Below are 15,787 nucleotides of genomic sequence, written 5' to 3'. Positions count from 1 at the left end.
GTGACAAATCGCGGCGCCGAGCGGAACTCCAGGCGGTCGCTCATTAACTCTGGAGCAACGATCACATACGTGATTAAATGCGCCGGTGACATCTCCCGGTATGACAGCCACCGCGAAATCTGCGATCGCGGCATACCAGAGAATCGCCGAGCTCGCGCAGGTCAACGCCCCCGCGCTGAACAAGGCGGCCCAGACGATGCAGACCAACGCCTGGGTGGGCGGCGGGGCGGCCAATTTCAGCAAGGAACTGTTCGCCCACCGCACGCGGATCCAGCAGGCCTTCCAGTCGGCGCTGGACGAACTCGCCGAACTGATCGTGCGCGAGGACGGGCCCGCTCCCCCGCGCCTGCACGTGACCACCCCGATGCCGACGACGATGAGTGCGGGCACCGGTGGTTTCAGGGGGATAGATGAGGGCCAGATGGAGGTCCTCGTCAAAGAGCTCGACCGGGCCGGCGACACGCTGTCGGCGGCCGGCTCCCAGTTGCAGAGCGCCTGCTCGGCACTATGCGTGGCCCCCGGCGCGGGCCGTACGGTCGGCGCCGCCGGAGCCTGGGCCGAGACCCAGACGAGGGAACTGCGCAGACGCCTGGACGTCATCAAGCGCAGGGTGCCGACGACCGAGAGCGGGCTCCCCCTCGTGGGACCGTTCCCTGGGGCGGGCATGATCGGTGCGGCCACCGCTGCCTACGAGCTGTTCGGCGCGTCCGACACCGCCCCGAGCAAGGCCAGGGACCTGCTCGCCCGCGCGGGCAAGGGAGACGCCGACGCCCTGAAGGGTCTTCTGGACATTCAGCGCGGAGGCAAGGATGCCAGCCTGGCGGGGCGGGTCAAAGCCTGGTGGGAGGCGCTGGACCCGGCCACCGCGAAGAAGCTGGGCGGTGCGGCCCCGGGCCTGGTCGGCTCACTGAACGGGCTGCCCTCCGCCACCCGCGACCAGCTCAACCGGACCTTCCTCGCCAACGAGGAGAAGCGCCTGACCAAGCAACTGTCGGAGCTTGACCAGGGCGCGCGCGGCGGACGGTTCCCGGCTCTCGCCGACCCCCGCGCGGTGTCGGCCGCGGCCACGCAGATCGGCGACATGCTGAAGAGGGTCCAGGCGGTGAAGACGGCCCTCGCCAAGGGAGGACAGGACGGTGTGCCCCCGGCGCTGCTGCTCAGCTTCGACGCGGTGCACGGACATGGCCGCGCGGTGCTGTCGTACGGCGACCCCGACAAGGCGAACAACATCACCGCGTACGTGCCGGGGTTCTCCACCACGGTGGAAGGCGACGGCACCGACTTCGACCGTTCCCTGACTACCTGGAAGGTGGCGGCCGAACTCGCTCCTGACAAGCGGACGGCCTCGATCGCCTGGCTCGGCTACGACGCCCCCCAGGCCATGGGAACCCTCACTCCGGGTCACTCCGTGGCCTTCGATGGAGCCGCCGACAAAGGCGCCCAGGAACTGGCCTCCTTCGCCGACGGGCTGCACGCCACCCACGACCTCGCCGTGCCGGCCCGCCTGACCATGGTCGGTCACAGCTACGGCTCACTGACCACCGGCAAGGCCACCAGGCTGCGCCCCGGGACGTTCGCCGACGACGTGGTGTTCGTCGGCAGCCCCGGTGTCAGCACCTCACACGCCGACCAGCTGAGCATGGGCAGGGACCACGTGTGGGTAGGGGCCAGCGACAACGACCCCGTCGCCAAGTTCGGGCGATTCGGCGGGGATCCGGACTCCCCGGAGTTCGGGGCCATCCGCTTCCGCGCCGGCGAGGGCGGCCACTCCGACTACTGGCAGGATCGTTCGGACTCCCTGCGTAACATCGGCCGCATCGTCACCGGGAAGACCGACAAAGTCGAGAAAATGTTCGTACCCTTTCTATGAACGGCAGCACGTTCTCATGAGAAGCCACGTCATGAAGAGAATCACACCGGGCGCCGGCCGGGACAGCCGTCGATCAGCCAAACGAATGGTGAAGGGAACCCATGGAACGGCGACTGCGTGTGTTCGCGGTGCTCACCGCGCTGGCGATGATCGGCTGGCTCAGTGGCTGCACGAAGGAGTCGCCAATGGATGACGGACCGGACATCACCGAAGCCCAGGCCACCGCCCGGGCGGAGGATCTCATTCACACGGTCCTCGTGGGGGTGACGCCGGCCCCCGGCATGGACCTCATCCCGACAAGTCCCGGCAGTCAGACCTGCCTTCCCGATGAGGGGAACACCCCTACCGGCAAGGTCTACGTGATCAGGAAGTATTACCTCACCGGGATTCCCAAGGACCGTATCGTCGAGGCGGCCCGACAGATCCAGGCCAACTGGAAGAAGGCCGGGCACAGAATCACCAACGAATACGCCTTCGACATGGGTGAGCCGCAGCTCTCCGGGCGGACCGGCGATGACTTCCGCCTCGCCCTGGACACCGTCGAACGAGACTCCACCCCGCAGATCCTGCTGTCGGTGGGGTCCCCGTGCTTCCGCCCCGACAAGTCCTCCTCACCGACCTCCGCCTAACTAATGGTCCGACCAGCATAGAAGCTAAAGGCGAAAGTTCGCAGGATCGTTAAGGATCCTCAGCGCTTCAGCCCTTCTCCCCTTAACGGGGACATATATCGTTTCCCTGCCAGTCGGAGCCCGCAGGATCCAGCCGCTCGAAATAAGTTTCGCAATGACCTCGGGAACGAGTTCGCGGCTTCTCATATCGATACCCCTCGACAAAGCCCCTTCCCTGCGCCCACTACCTGGTTGATTATATATTTTCTTCAGAATCGTTAGCGCAATACGCCGCTCAGGTGGAATTCTTAGCTCCATGATGCCTGCAGTTGTTTGGAGCTGATCCGAATATGACTCGATGTCACACTGGTCAAAGCTGCTTTCCAGCCACGAGGGGATCCGAGATAGCCCATCCATGTAGCCAATGAGCGACGACTGAAAGAGTGGATGCCGAGCATCTTGCTCCGCATCGGACATATCCAGAACTTCGAATACGCAGTTTTTAAATGTGACTCGCGATAAGATGGGATCGTCCCCAGAAACCGAGATGAAGTGAAAAAGAACCCCTTCCACAAGAAAGTTGTTACGAACAGATTTTTGTTCTACTCCCAGCTCGGCGCAGACCCTAAGCGCATCGGCCAAAACAGCATCGAATTGATGATTATTCTGGCGCCTATTTGCTGCCGCAAGCACAGCGCTAGAGGTCGTATTCTCTTCTAAGAGTGCTGCGGCAGCCGCTCCGATCCCGAGTTCGCCTGCCGCTGAAGCCCAAGAGGCGCTTCTTGATAGCGGGTGATTATCATAGGGAGCTGTAAGGTATCGAGCGAGGTCTTCCCCGTAAGCTGTTTCTGCGAGGTTTCTATCCACAAAGAAACGTCGTTCATCATCCGAATTGCTCTCGGCGCTGGAATCACCAAGGGCTAGTCCGGGAAGACGGAGGAGGACCTGGGACCCCTCGGCATCGGGCTCCCTACCGTTGACGTCAATGAACGCCTCCCGCAACATATCCATGTTTACGGGTCCGGTCTCATCTCCTCTTGAACGAGCAATTGTGGCTACTCGGGAAACTAAGTGCTTGATGATCTCTGGGCGCACTGCAGTGAACATCCGGGACTCCCGTTCACACAGCAACTGAAAGAACCTACGCCATGCCACTACAGGAGAAGTAAGCGTGGGATCAACATCGCTAAATGCTCCCATGGCCACCAAGTAGCCGAGAAGAAGCGGACGGGCCGGCATCCATTCGGGGATCTTCCATTGCACACCGACAAGCTCTAGGTACTTATCGAGCTGCTCTCGTGTAAAATCTTGAAGGTTCAGAATATTGGACTCTGATTCATACCCTAATGCAGTAACCATCTCAGCAAGTGATGAGAAATAGTGCGAACGTCCGCACGTAATGACTCCAGCATTACTGGGAGCCTCCTCAATTAGACGCCGCACAGGCGACAGAGCCTCCCAGCGAAAGTCCTTCAAATCGGACGCGCTACCCAACCAACGAGGGGGCACGATCTCGTCAAAGCCGTCAAGCAAAAGCACGCAGGCACCTGCTCGCCAAGCAGAAATCAAGCTACTGGCGTTAGGAAATCCTATCTCCTCAGCATGACGTCGTATAATTTCGGCCGGCGTTTTAAGACCTACACAATCTTTTAGATTTATATGCATAGGAAATGGAGTGAGCTTCTTGCTTCTAAAATGACGCTTCCTTAGCTCCACAAAGACATCGCGCAGCGCATGGCTTTTACCTACCCCGAACTCGCCAATAAGAAGGAAGTCTTGCCCCGAAAGAAGCTTATCCGCGAGTTCTTTAATGGTCAGTTCCGAGATACCCTTTCCAGCAAAGGATATTTGAACCTTCACATCTGGAAGACTCTGACGAACAGAATAAGAAATACTCCCGAACGGAGCATTGCTTCTAGCCGAAAGATACGCCTCAGAGTCGCAAAGGCGCCGCTGTAAGGTGCCAATGCTTATGGCATGAACCACTACCTTAGAATTTTTAAGCTCACGCGCGATCGCGGCCCTCTGATCGGCGGTCGGCTCATCTCTAGTGACGAACCAGCCAGTCAAGCTCTTAAAAGCATTAGCTGGTTGACGCTGCAATTCGACTAGCAGATCGCGTAGCTTCCTAGTATCTCCTCTCGCTTTTTCAGCATCTCGTCGAATAGTGAACTCGTAGGCGTGAATGGAGTCGTCGCCGATAAACACAGCGTCTCTTTCACGTCCTCCATGCATCACCGCTCCTTGAATTCCTAGATGGTCATGGATGGATCTCGCTAACTTCAGAGCACGTTCCTCAAACTCCGGACCCGTCTCTTCCTGCTCCACCATGGTGTCCCCTTGCCGTAACATTGCCAGAACGTCCTACTTTAGCCTGAAACTCCTATCTTTCGCAGCACAATCAAGCTTTCTGCTGTGAAAGTAGGCCACATGAGGACATCTCGACACAGCCTCACAGGAACCAGAAGACGCTCGGGAACTGATATGCGCCACATCGGCCCTGCCCGATTGACCTCGCTCCGGGCCCTTGACCAGGGAGTCTCCGCATAGTCAACCGTGGAGGCGCGCCGATTGCCGCTAATGCGCCCAGGTTCACTAGTCGCCCAACGAGCCCTAGCTGCCGAAAAGCACTCAATAAGCATGAAATAGGTACATATTTGACAATTCGTACCTCAGTAGGGTTGCGCATGGGTCGCGCCAACTATCACCGTCAGTAGCAGACCAAGATTTCCGCTGGTGATGACCTGTTTACGGCCGATGATCTTTGTGTCATCGCCATAGGCGCCGCCGCTGTGCCAGTGCCCTTGGCGCTCAGTTACGTTGTCAGAGATGGAGCCGGAGAACTGTGGCCATGGGATATGCCTTCATTGACAGTAATCGCGCGCGGCTTCTAAGAGGTCGTAGCTGTCAACGTAAGCGGCAAAGTCGGTGGCATCCTAGGTCACCGGAACCGTGACGCCCGGGTGATAGTCGAAGATCCACTCCGGTGGGATCCCGTCCCGGAGCAGCGCGGCGACCTCGTCGTAGGGGACACCGGTGTCTCCGATCGCTGGAACTCCGCCGCAGAAGGAGTAGAGGACGGGTCAGGTACTGGAGATCTCCGGCACCGCGCCCCGGCTCGCTCCGGACTTGCGCCAGTGGGCGCGCTCGCGGAGTGTGGCGCCCGAGAGCGTCGCGGGCGGGTAGCGTCATCCGCGTTGTCCCTTCCATGCCCTCCCGGCGGGTCTGCCGGTACGGTGACACCGGTTGGGCGGAGCATCAGATCTCATCCGGAGCGCGGGTCGCCAGCCCCTCCTGGTCGGCGATCGGATTCCACAACGCCACGAAACTCTCCTTAGCTGTGGAGGCGACGGCGGACAGGGAATTCCCGGAGTCATAGGCGGGATCACCCACGGTTTTCCCGTGACAGCGACCGGATCTGAAGCGCTCAGCCCATTTTGAATAGGACCGGTCGGCGCGGTAGGAGGCGGAGAGCGCGTCCACGAGCGCTGTTTTCAGCGCGTCACCACCCTCAAGGGCGGCGACGGTGAGCTCTTCGGCCTGGGCGAGCTGTTTCTTTCGCTCGCCGATCACCCGGCGGATGGTCTCGGCTCCCTCTTCGGCGTCCGCGCAGCCGAGGACCTGCTCGATGCCACGACGCAGGGCCCCGCGACTGGGCTCGCTCAAACCGAGCAACTCGTCGACCGCTACCGCCTGCTCGTGCGCCGCAGACGCCTCCTCCTCGCTCTCCGTCTCCTGCACCGTCGGAGAGGCCGATGCCGGAGAGGCCGGCGCTGAGACGGCAACAGCAGTTGAAGAGTCCGTTATCATCCCGGTTTCGGCGGCGACCTGCCGCACACGGGACTCGCTCTCACCTGAGCGATGAACGGAGACGAAGACCGCTATCACGACTCCCACCGCCGCGACGAGTGCGATGACCGCGACCAGCCCGCGCTTCCCTGACGACCTCTCCGGTGTCGGATCCACATTGGAAACAGAGAGGTCTCCGGCGTTTTCCTCCGGGATCCACCAGCGCCAGTACGGGGGCGCCGCGGGCCAATCGTCTTCAGGCCCTCCCCAGGCCACAGTGGGAACCCAGCCTTCAGGGGGAGTCGGCCAACCAGGAGGGGCATTGAATCGCCAGCCGATGCCCGGGCATGGAGGAGTGTTCAAGGGTGCTCGTCTCAGATCATGCAGATAATCCAGAACAGCGTTCTCAACGACACGAGAAAGCGTCGATGGCCTGCCCTTACTTGTCCCTTACATAGGGATCGTGGGCCGATGGACATCGAACCTTCTCGGCATGCATAATTTGGCCTCCCGGCCCACCAGGTCTCGACCGACAGGAATACCGTGCGCATCCCCCCGCGTCCAGGTGCCGAATGGCAGTTCAATCCTCCACCGGGATGGCCTCCCGTTCCGGCCGACTGGGAGCCCACACCAGGTTGGGGCGGTCCCGACGAAGACTGGCCCGCCGCTCCGCCGTACTGGAACTGGTGGACCGTTCCAGATAGTGGCGTATCGGCCGCCGACTCCGCAACCGATGTCCCCACCTCGGACAGAGAGCTTGGGCCGCCGCCGAAGGCGTCGCGGCACAGCGGCACGAAGACCGCTGTGATCGCGGGGTTTCTGGTCGGAGTCATGGTTCTCGTATTCTGGGTCGTTGTCTTTCGGCCACACTCGACCCCGGCCTCGGATGGAAACGGCGACACCCTGTCGGTCAGCGATGGCTCGGCCGACGACTCAGGCACCACCGACGATGGGGGTGCCACGGGGGCCGACCTGGCCTACGAGACCGAGTGGACCGCGATACAGACGAGGCAGGTCCACATCAGCAGCCCGGCCTGCTCTGCCGTCGGCTACAGCGAAGCCGCCTGTATAGCGAACCCCGGACGCTGGGTGTCGGAGCCTTACTCCGTCACCCGTCACGGTTTCGTCTGCGCCGCCGACTTCGATGAGGCGTCGCGGCTCGCCGCCATGAACAACGCGCGGATCACCGGAAGAATCACCGACAACGCGTGCTAGGAGAGCGACGTCAGATCCAGCTGATGCTTCGCAAGGCGGTGTCTTCATGGAGCGTCTCGAAACCTTTCCCCTCCGGCCCGCGGGTCGGCGTAAGCGGTTGATACGTGCGGTGGCCCGGTTAACATGAGCAGTGCTCGGTCGGGTACGAACCGCGAAGTGAGGCCGGGTTTCCCGCCGCATGACGGGCACCCGGCCATCGCGTTTCAGCGGATTTCATCTTCACCGATCGCCGAGGACCCTCGTGTTGGTTCGGCGCAGACCGTCTCGCGTTTCCAGGAACTCCGACCTGAGCACCTCGCCGACACCGGGGTCGTCGTGTTGCGGCGGCCGGGCCTCGCGTCGCGTCCTGCATCGCTCGCGGAGCGCCTCCGCCTGCCTACGGCGACGCGCCCGGTCGAGGTCGAGCAGGACTCCCCGCCCACCGGCCGCGTACGCCTCCACGATCGGAGCGGTCTCACGGCAAAGGTCGCTCAAGTCGGCCTCGCTCCGGCCGCCGTGGAGGTGGATCACGGTTCGCACGCAGTCCATGTCGGCCGGGCCGAGTGGGTCGTCGATGTCGACGGTCAGGGAGAGGACGTGCGAGCCGTACTCGGCGGGCGGCGAGTAGCGGCGCTCTGCCGACTCGCTCTCCACGGTCCACTCCTCGGCGTGGATGAGCGCGCGGTCGTAGGGGCCGTGACCGTCCCAGCGCCAGGCGGCACCGCTGAACCGGACGCGCCCCGACTCGCTGGCGTCCAGATCGGTCAGGTAGATAAGGGGTGCGAGCTTCGCTCGGGTGATCTCCACGTGCAGCTCACGAGCCGCTTTCAGCACCGCCAGTACGGCACGCGCCAGAGGGATGGGCGATTCACGGAATCCACCCACCGTTGCTCCTTCGCGAGAGATACTGAAGACGCCGCGTCCCTGGGGGCGCGGAAGCGGCGCCAGGAACCCCCCGATGGAATCGGGAGCCCGGCGTTCGCGTTTTCTCCGGTCACGCCTCTGACGCTTCACGGCACGATGAGCGAGTCATCACGTCAGGTCCGGCCAGTGTTTCGGTGGCGCGATGGCCGGGTCGATCACGTGCAGACGGCTTGCCGGGGCCGGGCCTATGCCGCGTAGCGTCACCAGGCGCTGCCCATCTGCTTCGGCGAGCAGCGTCAGGACGGCGGGCAGCCCGGCCGCGACCGTGGCGATCGCGAGACCGAGGCCGATCAGGCCGGGGTGCTTGTGCGGATACTCGATCCGGTGCAGTCCGGAAGCGGCGATCGCCTCGACCTCCCGGGGGCGCTGCATCTGGCGGGCGTCGTTGGTCAGGATGACGTGGAACCCCTCGGCCGCCGCCCGAGGGTAGAGGCGTTCGTCCCGCGTACCCGACCATCGATCGAGGTCGAGCAGATGGACGATCTCGTGTCCGACGACGAACGCGCCGATGGCCTGGTGGAGCGGCTTGGACACGTTCTCACCCAGCAGCAGCCTCACGTGGCTCCTTGGGGGGATCGTAGCTGTCGACGTAGTCGGCGAAGTCGGCGGCGTCGCGCGCCGCCGAAGCCGTAACGCTCGGGTAGTAGTCGGAGATCCGCTCCGGTGGTATACCGTCCCGGAGCAGCGCGGCGACCTCGTCGTAGGGGACGCGAGTGCCGTCGATCACCGGAACCCCACCGCGGATCGCCGGGTCCACCGCCACGTGCTCGCGGGGCCGCAACAGGTCGGGGATGTGCCGGCCGTCGCGGTAGAACGGCCGCAGCACGTCCACCATCTCGTGGATGACCACGTTGCCCTTCGTCCGCACCAGGTCAACTGCCTGGTCGGGGGCGGCGAGGTAGATGCTGCTGCCATCGGCGACCAGCGTGTAGGACGACAGGTGGTCGCGCTCCTTCAGGTCCTCGCGGAGGGTGTCGAGCGCGCGCCTGATCTTCTGCAGGGAGGCGTCATTACGCAGCCTGACGCAGGTCCGCAGCGCCACCACGTCACGGAAGGAGTAGAGGACGGGCCGGGTGCCGGAGATCTCCGGCACCAGCACCGCGCCCCGGCTCGCTCCGGACTTGCGCCAGTGGGCGAGCTGGCGGAGCGTGGCACCCGAGAGCGCCGCAGTGAGCTTCGGATCGTACGCCACCGTCCCACCCCTTCCCCGTGCTGCGAAGCCCGTTCCCGCCCGGCCATCATCGCAAATATCCCGCTGTTGATCAGGCATTATGCGATCCTCTCCCGGCCTTCGATCCCGCTGGCGGGACGTATGGGTCATCGGGACCGGGCGAGCCGCCGGAAAGCATCGGCGGGGCGGTCAGGACGCACCAGACGACTTTGCCGCCGGTGGCGAGGCGGTAGTGGCCCCAGCTTCGGGCGAGGAGGTCGACGAGGCAGAGGCCGCGACCGCCCTCGTCGTCCGGGCCGGGATCGCGGAGGACCGGCGGGGTACGGCCGGCGGCGTCCCAGACGCGCAGCACGACCAGGTCACCGGATCGTTGGGCGTCCTGCGCGTTCGCGGCGCTCCCAGGGTTGGGGCTTCCGGGCTCTTCGGCAGCTCCGGTGGACCCCTCACTTCCGGTGCTTTCACGGGCTTCGGTGTGGTCGGGGTCGCCGGGGCGGTAGAGGTCGAGCCAGATGTGGTCGGGGGGCGGGGGCGTCGCCGTCTCCAGGTCCGCGCCGGGGACGGGGGCGAGGTGGGCCTTGATGGCGTTGGAGACCAGCTCGGAGACGATGAGCTGGGCCGTATCGACCAGGTCGTCCCGACCCCAGCCCTCCAGTACGCGCTGGACGTGGACGCGGGCGTAGTAGGGCGAGGTCGCAAAGAGGGGGAGTTCCAGGTGGTGCTTTCCGGTGCTGAAGTCGGTCATCGGCTACCCGTTCCTGGTCGGCATGACAGGCGGCAGGGCATGGGACCGGCGCCGTTCGCAGACGGGGGCGGCTGCTCTCCCCACGGGGGATGGGAGCACGACGCCGGTCCCATGAGGGCACGACCTGGGACGCGGCAGGGGGCTGCCGCGCGGGTCATGCCGCTTGAGCCGGACGGACCCCGAACGGGGTGGGCCGCTTCGGGAGGGAAGATCATCCGCCCGGCTGTCCAGGGAAATCAGATGTTTCGCCTTCCGGAGAAGAATCGGCTCGGAAGGCTTTACGCTGAGAGCATGCACCATCACAATGAGTGAACGCAATACAGGCGTTCACACTGGCCGCATAATCCAGAAAGGCGTTAAAGATGCAGGTGAAGCCCGATTTGGGCCCGGTCGGACCCCTGCCACGGCCCAAACGCCAGCCGCCTACGGTGCGTCTGCGCCGCCTGGCCTCCGAGCTGCGTCGCCTCCGCGAGGACGCCGGACTCTCCCAGACCGAGGTGGCCGAGAAGACCGACGTCAACCTCGCCACCCTCCACCGGATCGAGACGGCCAAGGCGAAACCGCAGCTCCGGACCCTCAACGCTCTGCTCGACGCCTACGGCGTGACCGGCGACCGCCGCACCGGACTGGTGGCCTTACAGAAGGAGGCCAAGCAACGCGGCTGGATCCACGGGTTCGAGGTAGACCTTCCCGACAAATACAGCGCGTACATCGGCCTGGAAGCGGAGGCCCGCGAGGCCATCAACTACGAGTCGCTGTTCATCCCGGGACTGCTCCAGACCGAGGATTACGCGCGGGCGGTGATGCGCGGCGTGCGGCCCACCATCACCGACGACGAGATCGAGACGCGGATCGCCGCCCGGCTGCACCGCCAAGCGCTTCTGGAGAGCGAAACGCCTCTGCGGCTATGGGCGATCCTGGATCAGGCCGCGCTGTCGCGGACGGTCGGTGATGACGCCATCATGCGTGACCAGCTCACGCACCTTGCTCAGCAGGCCCAGCACCCACACATCACCGTCCAGGTCATTCCGTTCTCAGCCGGAGCCCATCCCGGCATGCCGGGGAGCTTCATCGTGCTCAAGTTTGACGATGACGGCCCCGACGTGATTCACATTGACAGCATGGCCGGCGGTCTGTTTCTTGAGAAAGAGGCGGATATCCGGCAATACAACGACACATGCCAGCATCTTCGCGCGATAGCCCTCAGCCCCGCCGACACGGCCGCTCTCATCGCGTCCCTGCGTGAAGATCGCTAGGGGAAGGAAGCAGGATGCAGCAGCCCGACCTCTCCGGTGCGCGCTGGCGCAAGAGCAGCCTCAGCGCCGACGGCCCGAGCTGCGTTGAGGTGGCGTTCGTCAACGATGCCGTCGCCGTCCGCGACACCAAGGACCGCGACGGCGGCACGCTCGTCTTCCATCGCGACCGTTGGGCCGCCTTCGTCGGCGACATCAAGCGCGGCGGCCTCGACGACCTCACCTGATCGGCGAGCTCACCCCGTTGGAGGCGAGACGCTTCCGGGAGGCCGTCGTGTAGCGCCACCTCCCGGAAAGCAGCCTTCGGCGCCGGGCAAGCCGGGACCGCCCACCTCGCCGGATCAGTTAGTCGACTTCACTTCCAGGTGAGGCCCGAGGTAGCCGATGTAGATCTTCCCGGTCCCATGCACGTCGTCGTGGAAGTGCAGGCGCGGGGAGCTCATCCCCGCGTTCCCGCCGATGTAGATGTGCGACCACATGTGGACACGTCCGGAGTGGTGGACCTCTTGCGGCACCGGAAGCTCCCGCTGACGCCGCATCCTGGAGTTGGTGTGCACCGTCTTGGATTCGTTCGGCTTCACCTTTCCGGCGGGGATGGCCGAGACCCCGGAGGGCGGTTCGCTGCACCAGCGCCAGAAGTCGCCCTTGAACTTCCCTTCGATCACCGACTCGGCGTACTCCTGGAGCGCGAGAACGACCTGCCAGGTGGTCTGTGCCCACGCCGATGACTGTGCCTTCTCCTCCAGCTTCCGAACCTTGTCGACATCTCCGGTGAACTCCACCCGATCGAAATCGTCGAGCCGCTCCAGCACCTCGGACAGCTCCGTGGGGAGCTTGGTCGGCTCCTCGATCGGTGCGTGCGCCTCGGCGGGACGACCGGCGTCCATGAGCCTTTTTCGGAGAACACGCACCCAGTCCGCCAGCTCAGCGATCTTCTTGTTCGCCGATTCCAGGTCGTCAGTGACGCCCATCAGGCTGTCCTGCGCCTCGGCGAGTTCCCCTCGGAGCTTTTTCTCCTCATGCCCCGCCATGTCGAACAGTTCCCGAAGCTCGTCATTCTCCTGACGCAGGCTCACTATCTCCTGCTGGAGTGCCGCAAAGGACATCCTGCTGTCCTCTGCTGGAGGAGCCGTCCTTGGCTTGGCAGCAACCGTACGAGCCAGCCTGTTCAGCGGATCGGGCAGGTGGCCGTCGGCCGCGAGTCTTCGGGGAAGACCTGCGAGGAGCTGTGCGGCTCGACCGCCTTCAGCCTGAATACGTGGCTCGGACAGCACTCGATGGCGAGCGGCGTCCCCATCGACCGCCAGGTCGAGGTCGGGAAGGTATGTCCTGACCGCCCCACCCCAGACACCGAAAGGGGCAGGCACCGCGTTATTGAACTGATCTACCGCCAGCGGATCGAGGATGTAAAGGCTCGCCAGGCCGGGGAGGAACCTCAGGAGTTTCTCGACCGTTTTCCGCCATTCCTCGAAGGGAGTGCGGTTGTGCGGTGACGCCACGACGGCCGGAAGCCGCCGCTTCTCGTCGACGAGGATCTCCAGTAGCTCGTCGACCCTGTTCGGCCTGATGACGGTGGGCTTCGGGGTCAGTTGGGCCCAGTGGTCACGAGCGTCCACGACCTCCAGCAACTGACGGGCGAGGCCCGGTACGGCGGCTCGTGGTGGCTTACGTTCCTCCTCTGTCTCATCGGTGGTTTGGATGTACTCGACATCAAGCCAGAACCAGGTGCGCTGCTCAGGGCTTCTGGGGCTGAAAGGCGCGTGAACAATCAGGGAGCTGAGCCAGTATCCGCCGTCCTGGTTCTCACGAAGCTGCCACCGCCGGGTGTGGGCGCCGTCCCCATCCGAACGGGCATTGTGGAGGAAGATGATCCCTTCCCCCAGGCGCGCCTGCTCGGCATCGTAGGCGGCGATGTCGATGTCCTTGTGCCTGGCCTTGGCGACCAGCCAGGAACGCAGCTCTCGTTTGGCCCTGGCGAAGGCGTCAGCCGGAGCCAGGTCGGTGTGGAAGACGGTGCGGTAGCGGCCGGAAGTCACCGTTCCTCCCGGCCGCCGGTGCGCGATGTTCTCATGTGGGGGGCACCTCGCGGGAAGCGGCGGTCGCTATTCGATGCTGGTGACGGGGAAGAGGAGTCGTTCGCCCTCCCACGGCCGGGGCTCGACGACCGGGCAGCGGGACAGCGGCTGGGCGTCGGCCTTCTCGCGTTCGAGGCTCTTACGCCAGGCGTCGATGGTGCCGGAGGCCAGGAACGGCCCGATGGGGATCGTGACGGTGTCGCTCTCGGTCCGCACGGGGACGGGTTCCCCCGCGATCTCCAGGTCACTGTCCAGGCCGCCGTTCGCGGCCTCGATGACGGACTCGAGGTCGGCGAAGCCGAACGTCCCGGTCCACTCGTCGTCCTCCCGCCTGGCGTTGACCACGATGCGGCCGGCGTCCCAGGAGCTCTGGTAGAGCGTGAACTCCAGGGCGCAGCCCGCGAGCGGGTCGGACACCACCGCGGTCTCGTCCATCCACGCCGGCCGGAAGCGGTCGAGCAGCTCGGTCATGGCCCGGGCGAGGAGCGTACGGCGGGCGTTCAGGAAGTCGCGGTAGGCGCCGGCGTGCCGGAGCGACTCGTCGTACGGCACGAAGTGGGCCGCGAGCTCCTCCTCGGTGAGCAGCGGCGGCTTCGGGTCCACGAAGTACTCGCCGGGCGACCGGTCGCTGATCTTGCGGTTCGCCTTGGCGGAGATGAAGGCCAGGTTGGCGAGATCGTTGATCTCGGTCTTGCTGTAGTCCTTCTTGTGGTTCCGGAGCGTCGCCTGCGGGTGGATGTGGTGATACTCCAGCTTCTGGCCCGCCTCCGCGGTCGCCGAGATCTCCGTGGAGTACCACCAGTCCCGCGCGCCGGCGTTCTTGGCCACCAGGAAGCTGAGGAAGAAGTACGGGCTGCCGACCGTACGGCCGATCAGGTCCTGCGGGGTCACCTCGAAGTGGGCGCCGTTGACGCCGAGGTTCGAAAGGAGCTTTTTCACCGGCTCGGGACCGCGGGCGGCCGGGATGTCCTGGCCGAGGCGGGTGTCGGTCGAACTGCTGTAGCGGTTGCGGAGGTTGGCGAGCAGGAACCAGTAGATGATCCCGTTCGCCGTCTCGACGTCCAGCCCGGTGTCCGGGTGCTCGCCGAGCAGCACGATCAGTGGGAGCAGCGCCACGTGGGAGGGGATCAGGTTACTGTTGCTGACCTTGAGGTTCTCCCGGAGCAGCGGGATGAGGTGGCGCAGGCCGCGCTGGACGGTGGCCCACCCCTTCTCCAGTTCTTCGTCACTGGCCGCGACGAGCCGGCCGTGCGACCAGGTGGACAGGCCGCGGCCCAGCACCGTGCCGGTCAGCGCCCGGGTCAGGAAGGTGATGTCGAGGTCCTGGTAGTGCTGCTGGGCCCAGTGGTCCGCCTCGTCCTCCAGCTTCTGGAGCACCCCGGTCCAGCGGGCCGACAGGGTCGCCAGCGCCAGGTCACTGGTCTTGAGCGGACGACCGCTGTTGACCCGGACGAAGATCTGCGCGATCTCCTCGTAGGGAAACTCGGTGAGGATCTCCAGGTGGAACGCACGGTTGCGGATGGCCGCCAGATGCCCCAGCCGCTCCCCAATGAGATCCGGGTCGAGGGACGGCACCGCAGCGTGCATCTTGCTGACGAGCGGAAACTGTTTGACACCCGGCCGGGCGACATCATGGACCTTGATCCAGCGCGGATCCTTCGCTGTCGCCGCGCTCTGGTTCTGGAACGCCTCGGTCTCAACGTTGAAGACGATCTGCGCCTCATGATGGTCGTTCAGCACCCGGTGGAGGGAGGTCAGGCGCTGTTGCCCGTCGAGCAGGAAGAGTGGCTGCACTGCGGGGTTCGCCGGTTGGCTGCCGATCGCGACTGACCGGGTGGCGGGACTCTCCACCGTCCTCCAGAAGAGGAGTGATCCGGTGGGATAGCCCCGGTAGAGCGACTCGATCAGCTTGGCGACCTGGGTGGGTTTCCAGACGTAACCACGCTGGATCTCGGGAAGCTTGATCTCTCCGCTGGAGATCTGCCCCACCAGGGTCTGGATGTCGCGCTCTGTCTTCTCCACCGGCATGCGGACTCCGTGCAATCAGTCGAGGGATATCGCTTGAATTTTCACCTTACTGAGGCGAAATCTTCTTTCCAACAGACCGGCAAGGCGAGGCGATTTTTTGCTAAGGACAGACATGTAACTAATTGGGTAAATC

The 15,787-nt window shown here is 64.3% G+C and carries 13 protein-coding genes and 1 pseudogene; 5 read left to right on the top strand and 9 right to left on the bottom strand.

Features of this window, described 5'->3' with window-relative positions; translation table 11 throughout:
* Positions 1-100: 100 nt before the first annotated feature.
* The gene (locus tag ACZ6W9_RS16525; protein ID WP_470118432.1) at positions 101-1,870 is read left to right on the top strand and encodes an alpha/beta hydrolase; all 1,770 of its coding nucleotides are present in this window, start codon (positions 101-103) and stop codon (positions 1,868-1,870) included.
* A 101-nt stretch (positions 1,871-1,971) separates the two neighbouring features.
* A complete protein-coding gene (locus ACZ6W9_RS16520; protein WP_470118430.1) occupies positions 1,972-2,499 on the top strand; it encodes a hypothetical protein in 528 nt (175 codons plus the stop codon).
* 24 nt (positions 2,500-2,523) lie between these two features.
* Here ACZ6W9_RS16520 and ACZ6W9_RS16515 read toward each other — a convergent pair whose 3' ends face one another.
* From ACZ6W9_RS16515 to ACZ6W9_RS16505, 3 genes and pseudogenes are all read right to left on the bottom strand, one after another.
* On the bottom strand, positions 2,524-4,809 hold the full coding sequence (locus ACZ6W9_RS16515) for an NACHT domain-containing protein (protein ID WP_470118428.1): 2,286 nt from the start codon (positions 4,807-4,809) through the stop codon (positions 2,524-2,526).
* Positions 4,810-5,414: 605 nt separating this feature from the next.
* A pseudogene (locus tag ACZ6W9_RS16510) lies at positions 5,415-5,531 on the bottom strand (hypothetical protein); the annotation flags it as partial.
* 205 nt (positions 5,532-5,736) lie between these two features.
* Entirely contained in the window at positions 5,737-6,444 is a 708-nt protein-coding gene (locus ACZ6W9_RS16505) for a hypothetical protein (RefSeq protein WP_470118426.1), read from the bottom strand.
* Positions 6,445-7,098: 654 nt separating this feature from the next.
* Between ACZ6W9_RS16505 and ACZ6W9_RS16500 the strand changes: the two genes are divergently transcribed.
* Positions 7,099-7,482, top strand: coding sequence for a hypothetical protein (locus ACZ6W9_RS16500; RefSeq protein WP_470118424.1), 384 nt, complete (start codon positions 7,099-7,101; stop codon positions 7,480-7,482).
* A gap of 219 nt (positions 7,483-7,701) precedes the next feature.
* Here ACZ6W9_RS16500 and ACZ6W9_RS16495 read toward each other — a convergent pair whose 3' ends face one another.
* The 4 genes from ACZ6W9_RS16495 to ACZ6W9_RS16480 all read right to left on the bottom strand — a co-directional run bounded on the left by ACZ6W9_RS16495 (position 7,702) and on the right by ACZ6W9_RS16480 (position 10,298).
* Entirely contained in the window at positions 7,702-8,346 is a 645-nt protein-coding gene (locus tag ACZ6W9_RS16495; RefSeq protein ID WP_470118422.1) for a hypothetical protein, read from the bottom strand.
* A 147-nt stretch (positions 8,347-8,493) separates the two neighbouring features.
* The gene (locus ACZ6W9_RS16490; RefSeq protein WP_470118420.1) at positions 8,494-8,943 is read right to left on the bottom strand and encodes a PIN-like domain-containing protein; all 450 of its coding nucleotides are present in this window, start codon (positions 8,941-8,943) and stop codon (positions 8,494-8,496) included.
* A complete protein-coding gene (locus tag ACZ6W9_RS16485; RefSeq protein WP_470118418.1) occupies positions 8,924-9,577 on the bottom strand; it encodes a DUF433 domain-containing protein in 654 nt (217 codons plus the stop codon). Before ACZ6W9_RS16485 ends, ACZ6W9_RS16490 begins: the two co-directional genes overlap by 20 nt.
* 70 nt (positions 9,578-9,647) lie before the next feature.
* Positions 9,648-10,298 carry an ATP-binding protein gene (locus ACZ6W9_RS16480; RefSeq protein WP_470118416.1) on the bottom strand — a complete coding sequence of 217 codons (651 nt, stop codon included), beginning with the start codon at positions 10,296-10,298 and terminating at the stop codon, positions 9,648-9,650.
* Positions 10,299-10,660: 362 nt separating this feature from the next.
* On the opposite strand from ACZ6W9_RS16480, the gene ACZ6W9_RS16475 reads away from it, so the two are divergent.
* Positions 10,661-11,554 (top strand): helix-turn-helix domain-containing protein, encoded by an 894-nt coding sequence (locus ACZ6W9_RS16475; protein ID WP_470118414.1) that lies wholly within the window; start codon positions 10,661-10,663, stop codon positions 11,552-11,554.
* A 14-nt stretch (positions 11,555-11,568) separates the two neighbouring features.
* Positions 11,569-11,778, top strand: a complete 210-nt coding sequence (locus tag ACZ6W9_RS16470) for a DUF397 domain-containing protein (RefSeq protein WP_470118412.1) — start codon at positions 11,569-11,571, stop codon at positions 11,776-11,778.
* Between the two features lie 114 nt (positions 11,779-11,892).
* Here the strand turns inward: ACZ6W9_RS16470 and ACZ6W9_RS16465 are convergent, their stop codons facing one another.
* Complete coding sequence (locus ACZ6W9_RS16465) at positions 11,893-13,587, bottom strand: hypothetical protein (RefSeq protein WP_470118410.1); 1,695 nt, start codon at positions 13,585-13,587, stop codon at positions 11,893-11,895.
* Between the two features lie 66 nt (positions 13,588-13,653).
* A complete protein-coding gene (locus tag ACZ6W9_RS16460) occupies positions 13,654-15,648 on the bottom strand; it encodes a GmrSD restriction endonuclease domain-containing protein (protein ID WP_470118408.1) in 1,995 nt (664 codons plus the stop codon).
* Positions 15,649-15,787: the final 139 nt, after the last annotated feature.

This window comes from Streptosporangium sp. NPDC053982 (assembly GCF_055585205.1).
The sequence above is the reverse complement of the archived record's forward strand: the minus strand, read 5'-3'. Positions and strand labels throughout refer to the sequence as shown.